Origin of the sequence: Sphingobium sp. B11D3A (assembly GCF_025961695.1) — a bacterium.
In the GTDB taxonomy this organism is placed as follows: domain Bacteria; phylum Pseudomonadota; class Alphaproteobacteria; order Sphingomonadales; family Sphingomonadaceae; genus Sphingobium.
Map to the genome: position 1 here is coordinate 426,552 of NZ_JAOQOE010000001.1, position 22,492 is coordinate 449,043.

The window sequence follows — 22,492 nt, forward strand, 5'->3', positions numbered from 1 at the left end:
GGTGGCTTTCGCTCGCGTAGGAGGCTCGCTTGGTCTAGTCGCAATCCAATGTCAATACGCCGCCTCCCCGAGTCCCTCGTTAATCGAATTGCCGCCGGAGAGGTGGTCGAGCGCCCTGCGAGCGCGCTCAAGGAGTTGCTGGAAAACGCGCTGGATGCGCAGGCCCGCTCCGTTGCGATCTCGCTGCAGCAGGGCGGCCTCGGTGGCCTGAGCGTCACCGATGATGGCCATGGCATGAGCCGCGACGATCTGCCGCTCGCGCTGGAGCGCCACGCCACATCCAAGCTGCCGGATGAGGCCATCGAGGCGGTCAGGACGCTCGGTTTTCGGGGTGAGGCGCTGCCCTCGATCGGCAGCGTCTCGCGCCTCAGCATCGCCAGCCGCCAGCGCGATGCGGATGGCTGGCGCCTGGTGTGCGACAATGGCGTGCTGGCCACCGCCGCCCCCTGCGCGATGGCGCCCGGCACGCGTGTGGAGATGGATGGGCTGTTCGAGCGCGTTCCGGCGCGCCGCAAGTTCCTGCGCTCGGCCCGGTCGGAATATGCCGCCTGCCTCGACATCGTCCGCCGCCTCGCCATGGCGCGCAACGATGTCGCCTTCGTGCTGGAGCATGACGGGCGCCGGGTGTTCTCGCTGCCCGGCGGTCAGACCCGGGAGGATCGCGTGGCCCAACTCATCGATCGCGAGTTGGCCGACAATCACGTCATCGTCTCGCTGGAGCGGGAGGCGGTGACGATCAGCGGCGTCGCCTCGCTGCCCACCTATCATCGTGGCTCGGCTGATCATCAATATCTCTTCGTCAACGGCCGCCCGGTGCGCGACCGCCTGCTGGTGGGCGCTGTGCGCGGCGCCTATGCCGATTTCATCGCGCGGGACCGGCATCCGGTGCTGGCCTTGTTCCTGAATGTGCCGATGCCGGACGTGGACGTGAACGTGCACCCCGCCAAGACAGAAGTACGCTTCCGCGATCCCGCCTTCATGCGCGGGATGATCGTCAGTGGCCTCCGCCGGGCGCTCGATGATGCCGGAATGCGGGTCGCCAATCGGCCCGAGGCAAGCGCCGCCGATCTGTGGCAGCGCGAAGAGGCGCCCGCACAATCGCCCGCGGCCGCGACACCTTGGCCAGCGACGCCATCCGGCGGCGCCTATGGCGGCGCGCCCCTGTTTGGAGACCGGCAGGCCCGTTTCACCGGTTTCGCACCGTCTGGCCGGGCGGAAGCGCCGGTCGCGCAGCCGCAGGCCGAGCATCGCGAGTTTCCGTTGGGTGTGGCGCGCGGGCAGGTGGCGCGGACTTACATCGTCGCCGAAGCCGAGGATGGGCTGGTGCTGGTCGATCAGCATGCCGCGCACGAACGCCTCGTGTTGGAGCGGATGCGGCGGGCTCTCGTAGACGGCGCGGTCGCGCGGCAGGCGCTGCTGTTGCCGGAAGTGGTCGAGCTGGATGAGCCGGCCTGCGACCGGATCGAGGCGCGCGCCGCCGAGTTGGCTGAACTCGGGCTGGAGGTCGAGCGCTTCGGCCCGGCGGCGATCCTCGTCCGCGCCGCACCGGCCCTGCTGGGCACCAGCGACGTGCCCGGCCTCGTTCGCGATCTCGCCGACGATCTGGCCGCGCTGGGCGATGCCGCCTCGCTCAAGGCCCGGCTCGATCTTGTTGCGGCGACCATGGCCTGCCACGGCTCGGTGCGGGCAGGGCGGGTGCTCTCCGTGGCGGAAATGAACGCGCTGCTTCGCGAGATGGAGGTCACGCCGCATAGCGGGCAATGCAACCATGGCCGGCCGACATGGATCAAGCTGGCGCATGGCGACATCGAGAAGCTGTTCGGCCGGCATTGAGCCGGCGCGGCTTGTTCGCTCTGCTTATTCGCTCTTGCCGGCCGGGATGAACTCCCGCCGGAACACCGCCGAGCGGATGTTGGTGAAGACGTCGCCCACATATTCATACAGCGCGAAGCTGTTGATGTGGATGCGGTCGCCTTTCTTGAGCGGGCCGGAGGTGAAATCGGGCGCATCGACCGTGGCCAGAAACTCCGATTCCAGCTCGGCGACCAGCCGCTTGCCATCGGTGAAGACATTGCGAACCTGAATGATGCGCCGCGTCTGCTGGTTCACCTTCTTGTAGAAGGCGACGATGGCATCGTGCCCGATCAGCTCGGTGCCATTGCCGATGACGAGATGCACATCAGGCGCGTAATTCTTCACCAGCGCAGGCCAATCCTGCGCGTTGAACGAGGCGATATAGGCCCGGAAGCGATCTTCCTGTGTCATGCGCTGCGCCCCTTCTGCGGACTGAACCGGGCCGAGCGGACCCGCGTGAACCGGCCATCCTTGATGTCGTACATGACGAAGTTGACGCTCGAGCGCGTGTCGCCCGCCTTGAGCGCGCCAGTCGGCATGTCCGGCCAGTCGGTGTGCGCGACCAGCGTCGTGCGGAGCACCGCGAGGATATGCGCGCCGGACGGATCGCCCACATAGGTCAGCAGATCGACCTTCTCATGCAGATGCTTGCGCACGCCGCGATAGAAATCGATCACCGCCTGTCGGCCGGTTACCTGCGCGGCCTGGCCGAAGAACTGCACGTCATCGGCATAATAAGCGCTGAATACCGCTTCGTCGGCGCGATTGAACGCGGCCAGATACGCCTCGAACCAGGCCTGCGACGGCACGGTGCCCTCCTGCGTTGCGGCCCTTGCAAGCGCGCTGGTGCTGCCAATGCCGAGCGCAGCCGCCCCGGCGATGAACGTGCGCCGCGATGGTGCGAGCGCTACCGGCACAGCCTTGTCATCCTTCATGATCCTCTCCTTGCCGCCCCCATGGCCGACGCGCACAGGGTGCAGCAAGGATGTTGAGAGATCAATACATCTTGTGCTTCATTTGTCGCATCAGGCCTTCGGGCGGCGACGATGGAGCACGACGGAGACGAGGCTGAGCACTTCCTGATCGTCCTGATTGAGCAGGCGGGTGCGCCATTTGAGGATGCCCGTCTCCGGCCGGCTGCGCGATTCCAGCTTCTCGACCAGTTCGCTCGATCCGCGCAGCACGTCGCCGGGGAAGACCGGCCGGCGCCAGCGCAGTTCGTCCAGACCCATCGCGCCCAGGGCATTGGCCTGCCAACCGCCGCTATTCTGACGCGCCCGCACCATCGCGCCCATCATCATTGCGCAGGTCTGCCAGCCGCTCGCCGCGAGCCGGCCGAAATGGGTCTTTGCGGCGGCTTCTTCATCGAGGTGGAAGGGCTGCGGATCATAGCGCTCGGCAAAGGCGATCACTTCATCGCGATCCACTTCGAACGGGCCGAAATGCTCGGTGAGGCCAAGCTCCAGGTCTTCCCAATAATAGTCCATGTCTGTGCCTTCGGTTCAGGGATCGGATGGCCGTTTGCCTAAGCGGCGAGGGCAAGAAGGGCAAGCGGCGCTCATCCGGCTTGAACAGGGTGCGAATATGTAACATGATATGTTGCATGAGTCGCAACAGCAGCAAATTGTCCGGCGTCCTCCACGTCCTCCTCCACATGGCCGAGCAGCAGCGCCCGATCACGTCCGAGATGCTGGCCAGGATCATGCAGACCAATCCGGTAGTGATCCGCCGGGTCATGGCTGGCTTGCGGGACGCCGGTTATGTCCGCTCGGAAAAGGGCCATGGCGGGGGCTGGTCCATCGCCTGCGATCCGGCGGTGGTCACGCTGCTCGATATTTATCGGGCCATCGGGGCGCCGCCGCTCTTCGCCATCGGCAATCGCAGCGACAATCCAGGCTGCGCGGTCGAGCGGGCGGTCAACGCTGCGCTTGATGCACCGCTGCGGCAGGCCGAGACGCTGCTGCTCGACTCCTACGCCACCGTCACGCTCGCCAGCCTCAGCGCCGGCTTCCACCGTCTCTTGCCGCCCGATTATCCGGGCCAACATAGGATCGAACATCCATGACCACGCACGACACAGCACCGGACAAGACGGTGGACCCGGACATGTTCATCAAGGCGTTCGACGATCCGGCAGCGACGGCGCGCTATTGGGACGGCCCGCGCCGCTTCGTGCCGGGGCTGGATGCGCTGCACCGGATGACCGGACTGCTGCTCGCCGAGCGCGCCCCATCGGAGGCTAGAGTGCTCGTGCTCGGCGCGGGCGGCGGCATGGAATTGAAAGCGCTCGCGGAGGCACAACCAAACTGGCGCTTCGTGGGCGTGGACCCGGCCGGCGAAATGCTGAAACTGGCTGAACGGCAGCTCGGTCCGCTGATGGAGCGCGTCGAGCTGGTGCAGGGGCTGATCGATGACGCACCGGACGGGCCATTTGACGCGGCGGTCTGCCTCCTGACCCTGCACTTCCTCGACCCGAAAGAGCGGACGCGCACCGTGCAGCAAATCCACCGCCGCCTGCGCGCAGGCGCGCCCTTCGTCGCTGCCCATAGCAGCTTCCCGCAGGATGCCGAGACCCGCAATGTCTGGCTGGACCGCTATGCCGCTTACCCCAAGGCGATGGGCGCGGACCCGGCGGACACCGCCAAGGCCCGCGCCGCCGTCGCCGCCAGCCTCCACTGCCTCTCGCCTGAAGGAGACGAAGCAATCTTGAGAGCCGGCGGCTTTGCGGACGTGGCGCTGTTCTACGCCGCCTTCACATGGCGGGGCTGGATCGGCCACGCGTGAAGGGCTACTTTTAGCCCCTCCTGTTGAGCTTCGCTCGCCTGCGGCTCAGAGAAGGGGTTGGGGTGGCGCAGCAACCTCGCGGCTCATCACTGACTGTGCGATGCTCGGGCATCGCGACCACCCCCGCCTCCTCCTAGCAGGAGGAGGAGGGGAGGCTGATGTCAGCGCCCCAAGGAAAGCCGCGCGAACAGCGTGTAGCCCCAGGGATTATCCCCATAGACCGCATCCAGCGCCGCCGGCTTGGCGTAGAGATTGACGCTACCGCCAAGCGCAAGGTGGACCGGGCCGTCACCGATCGGGGTGTTCCACGCATAGCCGGCCTGCATCTTGGTGATGCGGAACGGCACGTCGTGGAGCGGATCGTCATGATCGGGGATCAGCTCATCATTGGCGACATTTTCCACCCGGCCGAACAGGCTATGGCGCGGCGTCAGGTCGTAAGTGATCTCGCCGAGCCAGGCGGTCAGCGTATCGCCGGGGTCGCGGTTCTTGGCGGAGAAGGCCGCGGTCGCCGAGAGGGCGCCGTCCGCATAATGGACGCTTGCCGTGGTACGATGCTCGTTCTGGTCGCCATGAAGCGTCTCGGGGTTTTTGAGGAAGCCATGGCTGACCTGCGCCGCCCAGTTGGGCGTCGGCGTCCAGCTCAGCCGCACCGACCAGCTATCGAGCTTGGGCGTCTCGATCCCCCAGCGCTCCTCATCCGGCTCACGCCCCCGAAAGGCCGAGCCCTCGAGCTGCCATTGTGGCAAGGCGACGCCCGCAGTCACCACGCCATAAGTGATATGGGTGGAATCGAACCAGTGGTGGGTGATCGGCGGCTCGGGATTATAGTGCGCGCTTGCCCGATGCATGAAGGCCGATGGCCCGAGCGCCGGCTCGCCGACCGGTCCGCCGTAGAGGAAGACGCTGGCGCCGGGCGCGATGTCCACGTCCAGACGCGCGGCCAGCTCCATGAAGAGATCGTGCGGATGCTGGCGGTCGACCAGCGCCGCGCCGCCCGCCGTCTCGCCCGTGGCAAAGAGATTGGGGTAGCCGCGCGCCGACATGGTGGGCTCAAGGCTGAGCATCGAGCGGAGCGCGAACCGCGCGCCGCCCAGATCCCGCTCCGCCGCCAGCATCAGCATGGAGGTGGCGTAGACCAGATCGTCGCCGCGCGGCCTCTTGTGGTCGGTGTAATTGAGCTGGACATTGCCGTGCGCCATCAACATCCAGTCGCCGCTCATCGCATGAAGGCCGCTCATCGGGCCTTGTGCTGCCGGGAGCCGCGCCGTGCCGGAGCCATCGACATAAGGGAGGGCGGTGTCGGTGGGGTGGACGTGGTTCGGCGCCAAGGCGGGTGTTTCGCCATTGTGCTGGGCGTGATCCATGCCAGAATCCATGCTGGCATGATCCATCGCGCCATGATCCATGGTCGAATGGTCCATCGTCTCGCCGGCATTTTCGGCAGGCGGTGTCTCCGGGCTGGCGCTCTGGTGTCCTGCATGGTCATGGCCGGCCATCGGCGCCTGCGCGAAGAGGGCAACGGGCGAGGCTGCCGCGAGCAGGCTCGCAGCCACATTCAATCGAAAACTCATGATAAAAAAGTCCTGTCTGAAGCTGTTTGGGAAAAGCGTTCAGAGGACCTGTCGGGGAGGGGGCGTATCGGGCGAGCCCAGCCAGTCGGTCAGGCGGGCAGGGTTGGGGGACCAGTTCGCCTTGCCCGGCAGCAAGGACAGTCGATCGACCGGCCGATAGGTCCGGCTGTCGATCGGCGCGACGCAGCCGATGCAATCATGATGCGCCACCACCGGCTTGGAGCCATCCGGGGCGGACGGCGCATGGCCGCTATGGGCAGCGTGGTCGCCATGCGGCGCGGCAGCCTCGGCGCTCGCATGGTGCGCTACCCCCGTCCCCTCGCTCCCCGGCGCGCATGCGCTGGCCTGCATGGCCGGCAGAGCCAGCAGCAGCGTCAGCAGCGCGCAGAGTAGTCGGCGGGGCAACGGCATGATGGCGAGGTTATCGCACCGATCTAGCTGTGAAGGAAGTGCATCACGTCGCCGTCCTGCACCACATAGGCTTTGCCTTCGGCGCGCAGCTTGCCGGCCTCGCGCGCCTTCGCCTCGCCGCCAAGCGAGATGAAATCGTCGAAGGCGACGGTTTCGGCGCGGATGAAGCCCTTCTGGAAATCGCTGTGGATTTCGCCCGCTGCTTCCGGCGCGCTGGCGCCGCGATGGACCGTCCAGGCACGCGCTTCCTTGGGGCCGACGGTGAAGAAGGTGATGAGGTGCAGCAGATCGTAGCCGGCGCGGATCACGCGGGCCAGCCCGGCTTCCTCCAGGCCCATGGCCTCCAGAAACTCGGCGCGATCCTCGATCGGCATCGTGACGAGATCGGCTTCGATCGCGGCGGAGACCACCACGGCCTGCGCGCCCTCGGCCTTGGCTTTCTCGAACACGCGGGCGCTGAAGGCATTGCCCTCGGCCGCGCTCTCTTCCTCGACATTGCACACATAGAGCACGGGCTTGGAGGTCAGCAGCTGCGCCTGCTGGAAGATGCGCGCTTCCTCCTCGTCATTGATATCGACGAGTCGCGCGGGCTTGCCCTCGCGCAGCAGATCGAGCGCGCGCCCGAGCACGGCGGCGGCAATCTTGGCTTCCTTGTCGCCGCCGGTCGCCTTCTTGGCAAAGGCGGGCACGCGCTTTTCCAAGCTTTCAAGGTCGGAGAGCATCAGCTCGGTCTCGACTGTCTCGGCATCGGCAATGGGATCGACGCGATTGTCGACATGCTGAATGTCGTCATTCTCGAAGCAGCGCAGCACATGCACGATGGCGTCCACTTCGCGGATGTTGCCGAGGAACTGGTTGCCCAAGCCCTCGCCCTTGGAGGCGCCGCGCACCAAGCCCGCGATATCCACAAAGGCCAGCTGGGTCGGGATGATCTTCTGGCTGCCGGCAATCGCCGCGAGCTTGTCGAGCCGCGCGTCCGGCACCGAGACCTGGCCGACATTCGGCTCGATGGTGCAGAAGGGATAATTGGCAGCCTGCGCGGCCTGCGTCTCGGTCAGCGCATTGAAGAGAGTCGACTTGCCGACATTGGGCAGGCCGACGATCCCGCATTTGAAACCCATGGAAATCTGTCCGTTCGATCTGGAAGCACGTGATCTGGCCCCTTAGCGCCCTGTCGCTGCCATGGCCAGCCGTCTCGACCGTAGCGCCCAACAAGAAAACCGCCGCGCCGGGGTGGGCGCGGCGGCGATGCATGGTCGGATCGTGAACCGGTCAGGCGCCGACGGGCTTGCCGTCCGTCCGGGTGATGACGACGGTCGAGGAGCGCGGCTGCTCGCCGGCGATCGGCCAGTTGCCGGTCGGGTGCTGGATGTTCACGAAGAAGGTCTTGAGATCCGGCGTATAGGCCAGGCCGGTAATCTCGCAGCCCGTCGGGCCGACGAGGAAGCGTTTGCTCTTCTTGCTGGTCTGGTCGATGTAGAACATCGCATTGTGGCCCACGACCTGCTCGATGGTGACGCCGCTCGCGCCCGATGTGCCCGGCACGCTATGGTCTGTCTGCACCCACAGGCGCCCCTGCGGATCGATGCGGATGCCATCGGGGCTGGAGAAGGTGTCGCCATTGATATTGCCGACCAGATTGGTTCCGCCGGCTGCATAACCGGGGTCGCCGGCCAGCAGGAAAAGCTCCCAGGTGAAGCCGGTCGCCAGCGGAGAATCGCCACTCTCGCGGAACTTGAGGATATGGCCGTGGCGGTTGGTGACGCGCGGGTTCGCCGCATCCGTCACCTTGCGGCCGCTGTTGTTGGTCAGCGTCACGAAGATCGCCTTGCCGTCCGGCGAAACCGTGATCCACTCCGGCCGATCCATCACGGTACCACCGGCAACCCGCGCGGCCGAGGCGCAATTGATCAGCACGTCGGCCTGGCTGTTGAAGCTCACCGGCGTCGGCGCAGGGGCCGTCGTGAACTGGCTGACATCGCCGGGATCGGACGCATTGGCGACAAGGCCGTTCTGGCCCTGCACCAGCGCTTTCCACTCGCCCGAGCCGTCCGCATTGAACTTGGCTACATAGAGTGTGCCATAGTCGAGCAGGTTGCTGTTCGCCGCCCGGTTGGTGGTGCTGTAGGCCTGATCCGGCACAAACTTGTAGATGCAGCCCGGCGTCGAATCATCGCCCATGTAGAAGGCGACGCGGCGATCGCTGTTGGTGAGGTGAGCGACATTCTCATGGCTGAACCGGCCCATGGCGGTCCGCTTGGTCGCCGGAGCCAGCTCCTGCAGCGGGTCGATCTCGACCACCCAGCCATAATCCCGCTCGGGGCGTATGGGATCGAGATAATTGTCCGTCGTTTCCTCGCAGGTGAGGTAGGTGCCCCAAGGCGTGCGGCCGCTCGAACAATTGTTGAGCATGCCCTTGATCGTGCCGGAGAGCAGCCCGGCGGCGGGGCCACCCGCGCGATAATTGGAGTTGCCGGTATAGCGCTTGTTATATTGCGAGCCGGCCTTCACCGCCCAGTTGCCATCGCTGCCTTTGGCGACTTCCACCACCCCGATGCCCACAGCCGAGAGGGCGAGCGCCTTCTGGTCGGCGGTGGCGGTGGCGGCATCGTAATTGCCGTTCATCAGAATGTTGAAATCGGGATATTCAAAGTTGATCGCCAGCAGGCCGCCCTTGTTGGGGTCGACGCCCGACAGCTCGAAATATTCCATGCCGTCATGATTGCCGCCGGCCCATTTCTCCGCCGTCGCAGGCGTCGGGAAGCTGCCGGCATAGCCGGTGACGCCGGTCTCGATGGCATCGCCCGCCTTCAGCAGGACCTTCACGTCATAGCCGGCCGGCACGGTGACCTTGTCATCCTGATTGGCGGCCACCGACGTGAACTCGATGGCGTAGCTGACCGCCGGCGTGGGCGTGGGAGTCGGCGTCGGACTGGGTGTCGGCGTGGGATTGGGAATGGTCACCATCCCGTCCTTGTCCTCCCCGCAGGCCGAGAGCATCGCCGCGACCGGGAAGATCGACAGGCCGAACAGCCCGTTCTTGATGATCGTGCGGCGCGAGGGATTGGCCTCGACAATGGCTTCCAGACTGTTGGGATTGGCCTCGTTAGACATCGCGGTCCGGTAGGGCGCGCGGGCTTCGTCGGTAAGATGTGACATGATTTCCCCTGATTTGGTTCCGCCACGGCTCGCGGAAGGTGCATTCGCCGCTCAGGCGGGGCCTGATCGCAGAGGTGCATGACATGATGATTGCGAGGCGATGGCACGGGGATGAAGATTGCAAGTCAGTTCTGTGACTTAAAGGATGTGAGGGGGGCGGGCTAAATGGGAAGTAGAAAGCTCAGAGCCCAAACTCCGTCGTTCGCGCGCACGCGGGTGACGAAGGGCTAAGCGGCGTGGGCAAATTCAGTGGGCAGGTGACGTCCGGTTTCGGAAAGAGTCCAGGGAGGTCTGTACATCTGATTTGGCGTGGTGAGCGGACGCAGCCCAACGCGCTTCGCTCCGTCCCCTTCGCGCCATTTTCAGACACGGCGACCAGAAATCCGTGAACCCGATACCAGACGCTTTCGTCCGATGGCAGAGATGATCCGCATAAGCTGATTTTGACAGCGTCGGCTGCTCGGCGAGCGTCGATAGTTTCTGCGATCCGGTCAGCGCTGGAGGCCCGCGACTCCGCCCACCACTCCGCCTAGGTCTGATTGGATCGCATAGAGAAATCCTATCTCAATTCCCCTAGGGCCGAAAAGCGATCCTTTGAGCGTGCCGCGAAAGCTGCTGTCACTGCTCGTTATGTTGCCCGTTATCTCATTGTTAGCTGGATCGAAGGTTCCGATGAAATTGAGGGTGGCAATGACGTTCGACACGCCATTTTCGTCATTGGGATAGTGGGCAACGAGCGAGCCGCGCAGCTGGTTCGTGTCGAAATTTAGCGTGACGCTGCTATCACCCCAGAAACCCTCTACTGTATTATAGGTGGGGGTTGAGCCAGTTATCTGCACTTTGTAGGTGAGGGTGCCTGACTTCGGGAGATCGTCGATCACCGTATGACTTCCGAACAGGAAATATTTCTGTGTCTGAGTGAAGGGCGTCCGGGTGGAGGAATTCGCGCCATTCGTCAGAAGCAAATGGGAAAAGCCAACATAGGATGTCTGGTTTATCGTGCTGTCAAACGCATTGAAGAGCGCAAAAAAGGCGCCAACGGAGGAGGGGCCTGAATTGTCGATATTCGAAACTGTCAGCTGGCTGTTCCGAAAGACGTTTATATTTTCAGAGAAGACGCGGTGATCGCTGCCGGAGATCAAATTGATTAGCAAGGGTGATGCCTGAAGATTTATCTGTGCCGCGCTTCTGGTCGGCCAAATCGATGCCGTGGCCGGAGTGGCAGTGTCGTAGATGAGCTTCAGACTGCTGTCGAAAGCCTTGCGATACGAACTTTCTGCCATGATCGAATTGATGATGAACCCGTTCGCAAAGTTGTACACTTTTGCATAGGTTGGGGACGGCGTCATGGTGGGCGGAGTGATTGTTGTAGGGGGCGTCCCAATCGTCGTTGGGGATGTTCCCGTACTTCCTGTGTCACTACCGCCGCAGGCCGACACCAACGACAATAACGGCAGTATCCAAGATTTCTTCACCAAATTTCCCCCGTCTGGCCTCAGGCCCCTAAATACCTAGGATAGGGGAATCAAGTGATCGCAAGTGCTGATGCTCCATTGTGGACCATGTGAATCAGATTGAAAGGATGCCGGTCACTCTGCGACGCGATCACTTGGAGCATCATGCTTTTGGGGAAGAAATATTGGGGATGAGGCACACTAAGATAGGGTTTCAGCTAGCGACCACTCGCGGTCAGCTATCATGATCGACTGCAGGTAGCTATCTCAGGTTACTCGCTGGTGAAGCGACATTCCGCTACCGGCCAAATTCTGCCGCCCGGTCGTACGCTATGGAACGTCCGCAATCTCATCGTGTACGGAAAGTCAGCTTTTATGGCAGAGGGGCGGACAACTGCCGTGAGGGCTATAGAGCGCCGAACGAGGATCGGCGAACCGCAAACTTGGCGTGGAAAGTAGCCTGGCAGCTTTCAAGTCGAGCGCGACTCATAGTCGCTCCGTCCAGACCGCCTGCGTTAGCTTTGCCGCAAAGTAGAGTGCGCCCCAGCCACCTACGAAGATCAACGACCAAGTCGCCTTTCCTAAGATCAGATAATTCGCCGTCAATATCATGCACCAGAGCAATTGTCTTCGCACCTAGTCGCTTAAAAGAGGTGTTTCCGGTCCCAAGCAACAGCCGTCCTTTCCGCCTCTGGCTTATTCTTCCACACCGTGAGAGTTTCCGCAATGTCGTCGTGTCCGGAATAGCTGCTTCGCGACGACCATGCCGGATGGCCGACATTGCGCGAAAGCAGCGAATTGGCTCACGCACCCTAGCAGGCGACTCATCTCTTCACCGTGGCGGCGCAGTGGGTTAGGAGGGAGGCGATGCTTGCGATCCGCCCTTCCATGCCGCGTGCCTTGCCGGGGCGCTCTGTCTGGCTCGCTCTCCTCGCGGTGCCGGCCCTCGCCGGATGCGCCAGCAGCACCAAATTCCGTCCGGTCAGTGATACGCCGGTGCGCATTGGCCCGCCTTATGTGGTGCGCGGCGTCACCTACACGCCGACCGATGATCGCACGCTGGACATGCTGGGTGATGCGAGCTGGTACGGCGGCGAGTCCGGCAACCAGACCGCCAATGGCGAGCGCTTTGTGAAGCACGGCATTTCCGCTGCGCACACCACCTTGCCGCTGCCTAGCTATGTCGAGGTAACGGCGCTGGACACGGGCCGGACGATCCTCGTGCGCGTCAACGATCGCGGGCCCTTTGCCAGGAACCGGATCATCGACCTGTCGCAAGGGGCAGCGGAATTGCTTGGGATCAGGCAGCAGGGCACGGTGCAGGTGCGGGTGCGCCGGGTCGATCCGCCCGAGGCCGATCGGGCGCGGTTGCGGGCGGGAAAACCGGCCATGGCCCGGCCGGACGTGCCGCAACAGACGCTGGCGCCTTGGCGTGCCCGCCTTGCGGCCTATCGCGCCGCGCAGGCGCAGGATGGCGGCAGCCGTTAACGGCGCTCGTGCCTGCTGTCACTCCTGCAGGCGGCGCGCAACCTCGTTCATGAAGCGCACATCGTCGCCCGCAGCCAGCCATTCCGCCTCGCGGGACATGGCGCCGAGCAGGTCGGCCAGCGGATCGATCTCGATCTTGGCATAATTGCCAAGCACATAGCCGGTCACGCGGTTCTTGTCGCCGGGATGGCCGATGCCGATGCGCACGCGGCGAAACTCCTTGCCCAGATGCGCGTCAGTGGAGCGCAGGCCGTTATGGCCGGCAGTGCCGCCGCCGCGCTTCACCTTCATCTTCATCGGCGCAAGATCGAGCTCGTCGTGGAAGACGGTCACGTCCTCGACACCGAGCTTATAGAAATCACAGGCGGCACGGATAGACTGGCCGCTTTTATTCATGAATGTCTGGGGCTTGAGCAGCAGCACCTTGTCCGGGCCGATGCGGCCTTCGGAAACGAGGCCCTGAAACTGCTTCTTCCACGGCGAAAAGCCGTAGTCTGCGGCGATGACGTCCAGCGCCATGAAGCCGACATTGTGGCGGTGGAGCGCATATTGCGATCCGGGATTGCCGAGGCCAACCCAGAGTTGCACAGATGCGCTCCCCCCGCGCGGAGAGGCTTACGCCTCGCCGGCCTCTTCGCCGTCCTTCGTCGTGTCGCCTTCGCTCGACTTGAGCGCGGACGGAGCAACGATGGTGGCAATGGTGAAATCGCGATCGGTGATCGCCGGCTCGGCGCCCTTGGGCAGCTTCACCGCGCTGATGTGGATCGAATCGCCCACATCGAAGCCAGTGAGGTCAACCGTGATGCTGTCCGGAATCTCGGCGGCATCCACGATCATTTCCAGCTCGTGACGGACGACGTTGAGCACGCCACCGCGCTTGAGACCGGGAGCGGCCTCTTCGTTCTCGAACACCACGGGCACATTCACATGCACCTGGGCGTGTTCGGAAACACGCAGGAAGTCGGCATGGAGCGGACGATCCGTCACCGGATGGAACGCCACGTCCTTGGGGAGCGTGCGGACCTTCTTGCCGCCCACTTCGACCATGACGACCGAATTGAAGAAATGGCCCGTGCCGAGCAGCTTGTTGAGGATCTTTTCCTCAACGTGAATCGACTGCGGCTCTTCATTATTGCCATAAATGACGGCGGGAACGCGGCCCTCACGGCGGAGAGCGCGGGAGGCTCCCTTGCCTGCCCGATCGCGTGCCTCGGCCGACAGCGTAAGCGTATCGCTCATGTGCGTGTCTCCAGAAGCTTAGTGCTAGAATCTCCGTCACGCCTCCAGGGATGACCATGACGGAAGCCGGGGCGCTTAGCGGCAAATTGCGGGGAAAGCAAGCGAAGCGACCGAACGCGCGTTCATTGCACGCGGCCGATCCGCCATCCGCGCGCGGCAAGGCGGGCCTGCAGGCTGGCATCGCCGACCAGATGCCCGGCGCCGACCGCGACGAAAGCGGTGCCGGGTTGGGCCGTCATGGCCGCATCGAGATGCCGCGCCCAGCGCTCATTGCGCCCGTCGATCAGCCTTGCGCGCAGAGCCGGCGCGCGCGCGAACGGGGCGATGAACTCGCGCTCCAGCCGGGCCACGTCGCCGCTCGCCCAGGCGGTGAACAGGCTGCGGTAGAGGGCAGGGGCCTGCGCCGCATCCGTGAGGGACTGGCTGAGCAGTAGCCGTTGCTCGCTCTCCGGCATCCTGTCGAACAGGCCCAACTGCTGGTCGATGGTCTCCAGCCCGAGAACCGGCCGCGAGGCCTTGTTGAAGCGTTGCTCCAGCACCGCTTCGCCCGCCTCTGCGGCGGTGAGCGAGAGTCCGGAGGCAGCCGCAGCGTTGAGGAGCAGGGCGGCGGCCCAGCTCTCATAGCCGTCCAGCTGATCGAGCGCGGCGCCATGGTTCGCCTGCAGCGCCCGATAGCGCTCGGCATCCTCCGGAGAGAGGCGCGCGGCGATAGGCGGCAGGCCAGAGCGCCGCCCCAGCCGCTCGAACACCGCCCGGCTTTTGCGCTCGCCTTCAAGCCCGGTGACCTCAAGATACAAGCGGTCGCTTTCGTCCGCCGCCTTGGCGATGGCCGGCGAGAGCCAGGCCTCGCCGCGCGGCACGGCGTGGATAGTCCCGAACAGCCAGAGCCGCGCCTCGCCTTTGCTGGCCTGCCACAGCGCCGGGCGGGCCGTGACCGTCGCAGGATCGGGCTGCGTCGGCGCGCCGATCCGCCAGCCCAGCCAAAGGAGGGCCGCCAGAGAGGCCAGCGCGAGCAGCAGCAGCGGCGCAAGGCGGCGCTTGTCTAAGGCTGGGTGCGGCCCACTCATCGATCAGCCTTTATGCTACCCCGTCCATCACCGCGGCCATTTCACTCGCTTGGCGGACAGACCGTGCTTTCCCAGCATCGCCTGCACGCTCTGGTCTCCCGACAGATGACCCGCGCCCACCGCCATGAAGACCGTGCCGGGCTGCTTCATCCGCGCGGCGATCCACTCGGCCCAGCGGGCATTGCGGTCGGTGAGCAGGATGCGCTCGATTTCTTCGCTGCTCTCAGTCGTCTCGTTCATCAGCGCCGCGAGCCGCTCTTCGTCGCCAGCGCTCCACGCGGCGACCATGCCGTCGATGGTTTCGGCCAGCGTCGGCAGCTCCGCCAGCGTCTCCTTGAGCAGCGTCAGTTGCACGCCCTCGGGCATCTGGTCGAAAAAGCCGATCTGCTCGCTGGAGGTCTCCAGCCCGACCAGGGACTTGCCCGCGTTGACCGCCGCAGCCTTCACCGCCTTGTCGACGCCGCTTTCGGGCGAATAGCCGAGGGCATCCAGCGGCAGCACGGTCAGGGTCGTGGCCGCGAACCAGGGCTTCACATGGTCGAACAGCAGGGTCGAGACGCCATATTTCTCCAGCGCGGCGAAATAAGCGGTGCGGGTCGCCTCATCGAGCTTGTTGGAGAGCGGCAGGCCCGGCGCCACCGCGCGCTGCATGATTGCCTCCCGCGTGGCGCCCTGATCCTGATCGATGACCTCGAGCACGACGGTATCCGCCTTGTCGAACGCCTTGCGCACCGGTCCCTCGAACCAGCTGATGCCCGGCTTGAGCAGATGAATGGTGCCGAACAGATAGATCGTCGTGTCCCTGTCCCGCACCACCCACAGGGCGGGGCGCGCGTGAACGGTGGACGCCTCCGCAGCGGGTGCCGGTGTGGCCGGCGCCTTGGGTTGCTGGGCGAGCGCGGGCCCGGTGAGGGCCGGGGGCAGCAGCAGCGCCCAACCGAGGATCAATGTTTTCCAGTTCATGCACGCGCTCCTCAAATCACCGCCTGCATTGGGCAAGTTGGCGCGCGGACGCAACCCCGCCCGGCCCGGCGCCACCGCGCGGCTTGACCGCGTTAGCCCCATGGGCCAAAGCGCGCCCGTTCCGACAGGCGGTGCACAGCCGCTCAAGCTTAGACGTGAAACGGTTGAACCATGCAGGATAAGGCCTCCAAACCGCTGAGCTTTCAGCAACTCATCCTGACGCTGCATGACTATTGGGCAGCGCAGGGGTGCGTGATCCTCCAGCCCTTCGACATGCGCGTCGGGGCGGGCACCTTCCACCCCGCGACCACGCTGCGCAGCCTGGGGCCGAACCCGTGGAACTGCGCCTATGTGCAGCCCTCGCGCCGGCCGACGGACGGGCGCTATGGCGAGAACCCCAACCGGCTGCAGCATTATTACCAATATCAGGTGATCATGAAGCCGAGCCCGACGGATCTGCAGGATCTGTATCTCGGCTCGCTCAAGGCGATCGGTATCGATCCGCTGCTGCACGACATCCGCTTCGTCGAGGATGATTGGGAAAGCCCGACGCTCGGCGCTTGGGGTCTGGGCTGGGAAGTGTGGTGCGATGGCATGGAGGTGACGCAGTTCACTTATTTCCAGCAGATGGGCGGCTTCGACTGCAAGCCGGTGGCGGGCGAGCTGACCTACGGGCTGGAGCGCCTCGCGATGTATATCCAGGGCGTCGACAGCGTGTACGACCTTGTGTTCAACGAGGCAGTGGGGGATCGGCCCGCCGTCACTTATGGCGACGTGTTCCTCGAAAATGAGCGCCAGCTCTCCAAGTGGAACTTCGAGGTGGCGGATACGGACAAGCTGTTCCGCTGGTTCAAGGATTGTGAGGAAGAGTGCAAGGCGAGCATCGCGGCCGGCGTGCCGCTCGCAGCCTATGAGCAGGCCATCGAGGCGAGCCATGTCTTCAACCTGCTGCAGGCGCGCGGCGTCATCAGCGTGCAGGAGCGCGCCAGCTACATGGGCCGCGTGCGCGATCTCGCCAAGGGAAGCTGCGAGGCCTGGATGACGCATAACGGATGGGCGGAATGATGAAGCAATCCACAACTCCGTTCGGTTCGAGCGAAGTCGAGAACCGTTTAGGGCTGCGCGAGCGTGTCTCGACTTCGCCCGTCACGAACGGAGAGCATCAATGAGCGCTGACTTCCTTCTCGAGCTGCGCTGCGAGGAAATCCCGGCGCGCATGCAGGCCAAGGCCAGCGAGGATTTCGCCCGGCTGTTCAGCGACGCGATGGCGCAGGCCGGCCTCAAGCCCGAGGGCCTGACCGTCCATGTGACCCCGCGCCGTCTCGCCCTGATCGCGCGCGCTCTGCCGCTCTCCACACAGGCCGTCAGCGAGGAATTCAAAGGCCCGCGCACCTCGGCCCCGCCGCAGGCGCTGGAGGGCTTCCTGCGCAAGACCGGCCTCACGCAGGAGCAGCTTGAGGATCGCGACGGTGTGTGGTTCGCCACGGTCGAGAAGCCTGGCCGCGCCACGGCCGATGTGCTGGCCGAGGCGATCCCGCAGGTGGTGCGCGCCTTCCCCTGGCCCAAGTCGATGCGCTGGGGCGATGCCAGCCTCTCCACTGAGAGCCTGCGCTGGGTGCGTCCGCTGCAGGGCATCATCGCGCTGCTCGGCAATGATGTGGTGCCCTTCGCCATCGAGGGGATTGAGACCGGGCGGACGACGCGCGGCCACCGCTTCCATTCCAGCGGCGCGATCACCATCGAGAGCGCCGCGACCTATGCCGAGCAATTGCGTGCGGCCTACGTCATCGTCGATCAGGATGAGCGCAAGGCGATCATCGACCGGCGCGCCAACGAGCTGGCGACGCAAGCCGGTCTGGAGCTGATCCCCGATGCCGGCCTCGTCGCCGAGAATGCCGGGCTGACCGAATGGCCGGTGCCGCTGCTCGGCCGCTTCGATGCCGCGTTTCTGGAGGTGCCGCCCGAGGTCATCCAGCTCACGCTGCGCATCAACCAGAAATATTTCGTGCTGCGGGACAGTGCTGGCAAGCTCGCCAACGCCTTCATCTGCACGGCGAACATCGAGGCCAGCGATGGTGGCAACGCGATTGTCGAGGGCAATGGCAAGGTGCTCGCCGCACGTCTCTCCGATGCCCGCTTCTTCTGGGAACAGGACAAGAAGACGAAGCTGGAAGACCATGCGCGCAAGCTCTCGCGCATCACCTTCCACGAGAAGCTGGGCACCGTCGCGGACAAGGTGGACCGCGTGGCGAAGCTCGCCCGCTGGCTGGTAGAAGAAGGCATTGTCGGCGCCGATAGCCAACCCGGTGTTCCTGCGCAGGCAGGAATCCAGGGCGATGTCACCCAGGCTGGCCCTGGGCTCCTGCCTTCGCAGGAGCACAGCAAAGCGCAACTGGCCGATCTCGCTGAACAGGCCGCCCGCCTGTGCAAGGCCGACCTCGTCACCGAAATGGTCGGCGAATTCCCCGAACTGCAGGGCCCGATGGGCGGCTATTACGCCCGCACCGAAGGTCTGCCGGATGCGGTGGCAGATGCCATCCGCGATCATTACAAGCCGGTCGGGCAGGGGGATGAGGTTCCGACTGCGCCGGTGACGGTGGCGGTGTCGCTCGCGGATAAGCTGGATACGATTGCAGGTTTCTTCTATGAAGAGATGCCTCCGACTGGCTCGCGCGATCCATTTGCGCTGAGACGCGCTGCTCTGTCAGTTATGGCAATTGTCCAGGCTTCTGACCTGAAATTGCCTCTTCGGAGAGCTACAACTTTGGCCATTGCATATCTTGGTCGGTTGCAAGGCGCACAAGCGGCAGCAGCAGTTAACCAGCTGATGCTTGCTCGTGGAGCGGCCGGGTTGTCAGCGAACGAAAATGATTGGTCGGACACCGCAAGCGCGGTGTTAAATACAGTTTTGTCCGACGAAGCGAAGGATCGCCTCGTTATTCAACGTGTTCGCCCTACGGTGAACGGAGTTCTCGACTTCTTCGCCGACCGCCTCAAGGTCCAGCAGCGGGAGGCCGGCGTCCGCCACGACCTCATCGACGCTGTGTTCGCGCTCGGCGGCGAGGACGATCTCGTTCGCCTGCTCGCCCGCGTCCATGCGCTGCAATCCTTCGTCAGCACCGAGGACGGCAAGAATCTCCTCGCCGGCTACAAGCGTGCGGCCAATATCCTCAAGAAGGAGCAGCCCGAGGGTGGCAAGCCACAGAGCCAGCTTGGCGAGGAAGACCCCGGCGAAGCGCTGACCGATCCGGAAATGGCCGACGCCATGCGCGCGCATGAGGCACAGTTCGCGGCTGAGCCCGGTTACGCGCTGGAGCCCGCCGAGGCGGCACTGGTGAGCGCGCTCGACGAGGCCGAGCCGCGCGCGCAGGCCGCGATCGAGGCGGAGGATTTCGAGAGCGCCATGGCCGCGCTGGCTACGCTTCGCGCGCCCATCGATGCGTTTTTCGAGACGGTGACGGTGAACGATGCCGATCCGGTCAAGCGCCAATCACGGTTAAGTCTGTTGACCCGTATTCGCGCTGCGGTGCACAAAGTCGCCGACTTCTCGAAAATCGAAGGTTAGGTTCGCGAGCAATAATCGCGCGTCGGCGGCGAGACCATAACGGCTGCTTGCGCGCGCATTCCAATGCAGGTGGAGTGTCTGAATGACGAAATATGTGTACCGTTTCGGTGGTGGCGTCGATGATGGCGGCAAGGGCGACAAGAACCTGCTTGGCGGCAAGGGCGCCAATCTGGATGGCATGGCCGCAATCGGCCTGCCGGTGCCGCCGGGCTTCACCATCACCACCGAGATGTGCACGCGCTATTATGAGGATGGCGAGACCTATCCCGAGAGCCTGAATGCGGAAGTCGCTGGAGGCATCGCGCATATCGAGGGCGTGACCGGCAAGCGCTTCGGCGACAAGGCCGATCCGCTGCTGGTCTCCGTCCGCTCCGGGGCCCGCGTCTCCATGCCGGGCATGATGGACACGGTGCTCAACCTCGGCCTCAACGATGAAACCGTGGAAGGCCTCGCCACCGTCTCCGGCGACGCGCGCTTCGCGTGGGACAGCTATCGCCGCTTCATCCAGATGTATTCGGACGTGGTGCTCGGCCTCGATCACGGCAAGTTCGAGGAAGCGCTGGAGATCGCCAAGGAAGACAAGGGCGCCTTCCTCGATACCGAGCTGAGCGCGGAGGACTGGCAGGCGCTGGTCGCCGAATATAAGGCGCTGGTGCAGCAACTCTGGGGCAAGCCGTTCCCGCAGGATGTGCATGAACAGCTCTGGGGTGCCGTGGGCGCCGTGTTCGGCAGTTGGCAGGCGGACCGCGCCAAGGTCTATCGTCGCCTCAACAATATTCCGGGCGACTGGGGCACGGCGGTCAACGTGCAGGCCATGGTGTTCGGCAATATGGGCGAAACGTCCGCCACCGGCGTCGCCTTCACGCGGGATCCCGCGACCGGCGAGAACGCTTATTATGGCGAATACCTCATCAATGCGCAGGGCGAGGATGTCGTCGCCGGCATCCGCACGCCGCAATATCTGACCAAGGCCGCGCGGGAGCGGGCCGGGGCCAAGCCGCTCAGCATGGAGGAATCCATGCCGGAGACCTATGCCGAGCTGGCCAAGGTCTTCCAAATCCTCGAGACGCATTATCGCGACATGCAGGATATCGAGTTCACCGTGCAGCAGGGCAAGCTGTGGATGCTGCAGACCCGATCGGGCAAGCGCACCGCCAAGGCCGCGCTCAAGATCGCGGTGGACATGGCCACGGAAGGGCTGATTACCAATGAGGAAGCCGTGGCGCGCGTCGATGCCGCCGCGCTCGACCAGCTGCTGCACCCGACGCTCGATCCGCAGGCGCCGCGCGATGTGTTGACCAAGGGCCTGCCGGCCTCGCCCGGGGCGGCCTCCGGTCAGGTGGTGTTCGATGCCGAGACCGCCGAGCGGCTGAATGAGCTGGGCGAGGCGGTCATCCTCGTGCGCATCGAGACCAGCCCGGAGGATATTCACGGGATGCACGCGGCCAAGGGCATTCTCACCGCGCGCGGTGGCATGACCAGCCACGCCGCCGTGGTGGCGCGTGGCATGGGCCGCCCCTGCGTGTCTGGCGCAGGCAGCATTTCCATCGATACCGCCGGCAAGCTGATGCGGATCGGCGACCGCCTGCTCAAGGAGCGGGAGATCATCACTATCGACGGCGCGACCGGCGAAGTGATGGCCGGTGAAGTGCCGACCGTGCAGCCCGAGCTGGCCGGCGATTTCGGCACGCTGATGGAGTGGGCCGATCAGGTGCGCCGCCTCAAGGTGCGCGCCAATGCCGAGACGCCGCAAGATTGCCGCACCGCCCGCGAGTTCGGCGCGGAAGGCGTGGGCCTGTGCCGCACCGAGCATATGTTCTTCGATGCCGCGCGGATTACCGCCGTGCGCCAGATGATCCTGGCCGAGACAGAGGCAGGCCGACGCGAGGCGCTGGCCAAGCTGCTCCCCGAGCAGCGCGCCGACTTCACCGAGATTTTCACCGAGATGGCCGGTCTGCCGGTCACGATTCGCCTGCTCGATCCGCCGCTGCACGAGTTCCTGCCGCATGAGGATGTCGATTTTGCCGACGTGGCCGAGGCTGCCGGGGTGAGTGTCGATCTGCTCAAGCGTCGCGCGGCCGAACTGCACGAGTTCAACCCGATGCTCGGCCATCGCGGCTGTCGTCTGGGCGTCACCTATCCCGAGATCTACGAGATGCAGGCCCGCGCCATCTTCGAGGCAGCGCTGGATGTCGCCAAGGCCAGCGGTGACGCGCCGATCCCCGAGGTCATGATTCCCCTCGTCGCCACCAAGCGCGAGCTGGAGCTGATGAAGGACATCGTCGACAAGACCGCCAAGGCCGTGTTCGCAGAGCGCGGCGCCTCGGTCGAGTATCTCGTCGGCACCATGATCGAACTGCCGCGCGCCGCGCTCAAGGCCGGCGAGATTGCCGAGGCCGGCGAGTTCTTCTCCTTCGGCACCAACGATCTGACGCAGACGACCATCGGCATCAGCCGGGACGACGCCGGGCGGTTCCTTACCCAATATGTCGACAAGGGCATCTTCGCGCGCGACCCGTTCGTGAGCCTCGATGTCGAAGGCGTGGGTGAGCTGATCGAGATCGCCGTGGAGCGGGGCAGGGCGACGCGCCCGGCCATCAAGCTTGGCATTTGCGGCGAGCACGGCGGCGATCCGGCCTCCATCGCCTTCTGCGAAAAGGCGGGCCTCGATTATGTCAGCGCCTCGCCCTACCGCGTGCCGATCGCCCGTCTGGCGGCCGCACAGGCGGCACTCGCCGCGCGCGGTTGAAAGGACAAAAAGAATGCAAAAAAGGGGGTTGCCACGGACGGCGCCCCCGACTATCTGCGCCTCTCCCACGGCGGCCAACCGGCACCGTGAGATTGGCAAGCGCCCGTAGCTCAGCTGGATAGAGCATCAGACTACGAATCTGAGGGTCGGACGTTCGAATCGTTCCGGGCGCGCCATTTCTCCCC

The 22,492-nt window shown here is 64.6% G+C and carries 19 protein-coding genes and 1 tRNA gene; 8 read left to right on the forward strand and 12 right to left on the reverse strand.

Going from position 1 to position 22,492, the window contains the following annotated elements:
• The first annotated feature begins 48 nt into the window (after window positions 1–48).
• Entirely contained in the window at window positions 49–1,833 is a 1,785-nt protein-coding gene (mutL, locus tag M2332_RS02050) for a DNA mismatch repair endonuclease MutL (protein WP_264572766.1), read from the forward strand.
• Between the two features lie 24 nt (window positions 1,834–1,857).
• Here the strand turns inward: mutL and M2332_RS02055 are convergent, their stop codons facing one another.
• The 3 genes from M2332_RS02055 to M2332_RS02065 form a co-directional block, all read right to left on the reverse strand.
• Window positions 1,858–2,265: a nuclear transport factor 2 family protein gene (locus tag M2332_RS02055; protein WP_264570236.1), complete on the reverse strand. Its 408-nt coding sequence runs from the start codon at window positions 2,263–2,265 to the stop codon at window positions 1,858–1,860.
• Window positions 2,262–2,789, reverse strand: a complete 528-nt coding sequence (locus tag M2332_RS02060) for a nuclear transport factor 2 family protein (RefSeq protein ID WP_264572767.1) — start codon at window positions 2,787–2,789, stop codon at window positions 2,262–2,264. The genes M2332_RS02055 and M2332_RS02060 overlap by 4 nt, the downstream gene beginning before the upstream one ends.
• Before the next feature lie 90 nt (window positions 2,790–2,879).
• Window positions 2,880–3,341, reverse strand: coding sequence for a MaoC family dehydratase (locus tag M2332_RS02065; RefSeq protein ID WP_264572768.1), 462 nt, complete (start codon window positions 3,339–3,341; stop codon window positions 2,880–2,882).
• 116 nt (window positions 3,342–3,457) lie between these two features.
• Between M2332_RS02065 and M2332_RS02070 the strand changes: the two genes are divergently transcribed.
• Both M2332_RS02070 and M2332_RS02075 read left to right on the forward strand, forming a co-directional pair.
• The gene (locus M2332_RS02070; protein WP_264572769.1) at window positions 3,458–3,919 is read left to right on the forward strand and encodes an Rrf2 family transcriptional regulator; all 462 of its coding nucleotides are present in this window, start codon (window positions 3,458–3,460) and stop codon (window positions 3,917–3,919) included.
• Complete coding sequence (locus M2332_RS02075; protein WP_264572770.1) at window positions 3,916–4,638, forward strand: class I SAM-dependent methyltransferase; 723 nt, start codon at window positions 3,916–3,918, stop codon at window positions 4,636–4,638. The genes M2332_RS02070 and M2332_RS02075 overlap by 4 nt, the downstream gene beginning before the upstream one ends.
• A 161-nt stretch (window positions 4,639–4,799) precedes the next feature.
• Here the strand turns inward: M2332_RS02075 and M2332_RS02080 are convergent, their stop codons facing one another.
• The 5 genes from M2332_RS02080 to M2332_RS02100 form a co-directional block, all read right to left on the reverse strand.
• Window positions 4,800–6,212: a hypothetical protein gene (locus M2332_RS02080; RefSeq protein ID WP_264572771.1), complete on the reverse strand. Its 1,413-nt coding sequence runs from the start codon at window positions 6,210–6,212 to the stop codon at window positions 4,800–4,802.
• A 39-nt stretch (window positions 6,213–6,251) separates the two neighbouring features.
• Window positions 6,252–6,623, reverse strand: coding sequence for a hypothetical protein (locus tag M2332_RS02085; protein ID WP_264572772.1), 372 nt, complete (start codon window positions 6,621–6,623; stop codon window positions 6,252–6,254).
• A 23-nt stretch (window positions 6,624–6,646) separates the two neighbouring features.
• Window positions 6,647–7,744, reverse strand: a complete 1,098-nt coding sequence (ychF, locus tag M2332_RS02090) for a redox-regulated ATPase YchF (RefSeq protein WP_264572773.1) — start codon at window positions 7,742–7,744, stop codon at window positions 6,647–6,649.
• Between the two features lie 151 nt (window positions 7,745–7,895).
• Window positions 7,896–9,782 (reverse strand): PhoX family protein, encoded by a 1,887-nt coding sequence (locus M2332_RS02095; RefSeq protein WP_264572774.1) that lies wholly within the window; start codon window positions 9,780–9,782, stop codon window positions 7,896–7,898.
• Window positions 9,783–10,273: 491 nt separating this feature from the next.
• Window positions 10,274–11,131, reverse strand: coding sequence for a transferrin-binding protein-like solute binding protein (locus M2332_RS02100; RefSeq protein ID WP_264572775.1), 858 nt, complete (start codon window positions 11,129–11,131; stop codon window positions 10,274–10,276).
• A gap of 972 nt (window positions 11,132–12,103) precedes the next feature.
• On the opposite strand from M2332_RS02100, the gene M2332_RS02105 reads away from it, so the two are divergent.
• Window positions 12,104–12,724: a septal ring lytic transglycosylase RlpA family protein gene (locus M2332_RS02105; protein WP_264572776.1), complete on the forward strand. Its 621-nt coding sequence runs from the start codon at window positions 12,104–12,106 to the stop codon at window positions 12,722–12,724.
• An 18-nt stretch (window positions 12,725–12,742) separates the two neighbouring features.
• On the opposite strand, the gene pth is transcribed toward M2332_RS02105, so the two are convergent.
• The 4 genes from pth to M2332_RS02125 all read right to left on the reverse strand — a co-directional run bounded on the left by pth (window position 12,743) and on the right by M2332_RS02125 (window position 15,993).
• Window positions 12,743–13,312, reverse strand: coding sequence for an aminoacyl-tRNA hydrolase (gene pth, locus M2332_RS02110; protein WP_264572777.1), 570 nt, complete (start codon window positions 13,310–13,312; stop codon window positions 12,743–12,745).
• A 27-nt stretch (window positions 13,313–13,339) separates the two neighbouring features.
• Window positions 13,340–13,963, reverse strand: a complete 624-nt coding sequence (locus M2332_RS02115; RefSeq protein ID WP_181559604.1) for a 50S ribosomal protein L25/general stress protein Ctc — start codon at window positions 13,961–13,963, stop codon at window positions 13,340–13,342.
• A 122-nt stretch (window positions 13,964–14,085) separates the two neighbouring features.
• Window positions 14,086–15,030 carry a TraB/GumN family protein gene (locus M2332_RS02120; protein WP_264572778.1) on the reverse strand — a complete coding sequence of 315 codons (945 nt, stop codon included), beginning with the start codon at window positions 15,028–15,030 and terminating at the stop codon, window positions 14,086–14,088.
• A gap of 27 nt (window positions 15,031–15,057) precedes the next feature.
• Complete coding sequence (locus tag M2332_RS02125) at window positions 15,058–15,993, reverse strand: TraB/GumN family protein (RefSeq protein ID WP_264572779.1); 936 nt, start codon at window positions 15,991–15,993, stop codon at window positions 15,058–15,060.
• Window positions 15,994–16,164: 171 nt separating this feature from the next.
• Between M2332_RS02125 and M2332_RS02130 the strand changes: the two genes are divergently transcribed.
• The 4 genes from M2332_RS02130 (at window position 16,165) to M2332_RS02145 (ending at window position 22,483) form a co-directional block, all read left to right on the forward strand.
• Window positions 16,165–17,058 carry a glycine--tRNA ligase subunit alpha gene (locus tag M2332_RS02130; protein WP_264572780.1) on the forward strand — a complete coding sequence of 298 codons (894 nt, stop codon included), beginning with the start codon at window positions 16,165–16,167 and terminating at the stop codon, window positions 17,056–17,058.
• 100 nt (window positions 17,059–17,158) lie between these two features.
• Window positions 17,159–19,558 carry a glycine--tRNA ligase subunit beta gene (gene glyS / locus M2332_RS02135; protein WP_264572781.1) on the forward strand — a complete coding sequence of 800 codons (2,400 nt, stop codon included), beginning with the start codon at window positions 17,159–17,161 and terminating at the stop codon, window positions 19,556–19,558.
• Window positions 19,559–19,640: 82 nt separating this feature from the next.
• Entirely contained in the window at window positions 19,641–22,307 is a 2,667-nt protein-coding gene (gene ppdK, locus M2332_RS02140; RefSeq protein WP_264572782.1) for a pyruvate, phosphate dikinase, read from the forward strand.
• A 99-nt stretch (window positions 22,308–22,406) separates the two neighbouring features.
• Window positions 22,407–22,483: transfer RNA gene (locus M2332_RS02145), tRNA-Arg, on the forward strand.
• The last annotated feature ends 9 nt before the right edge of the window (window positions 22,484–22,492 follow it).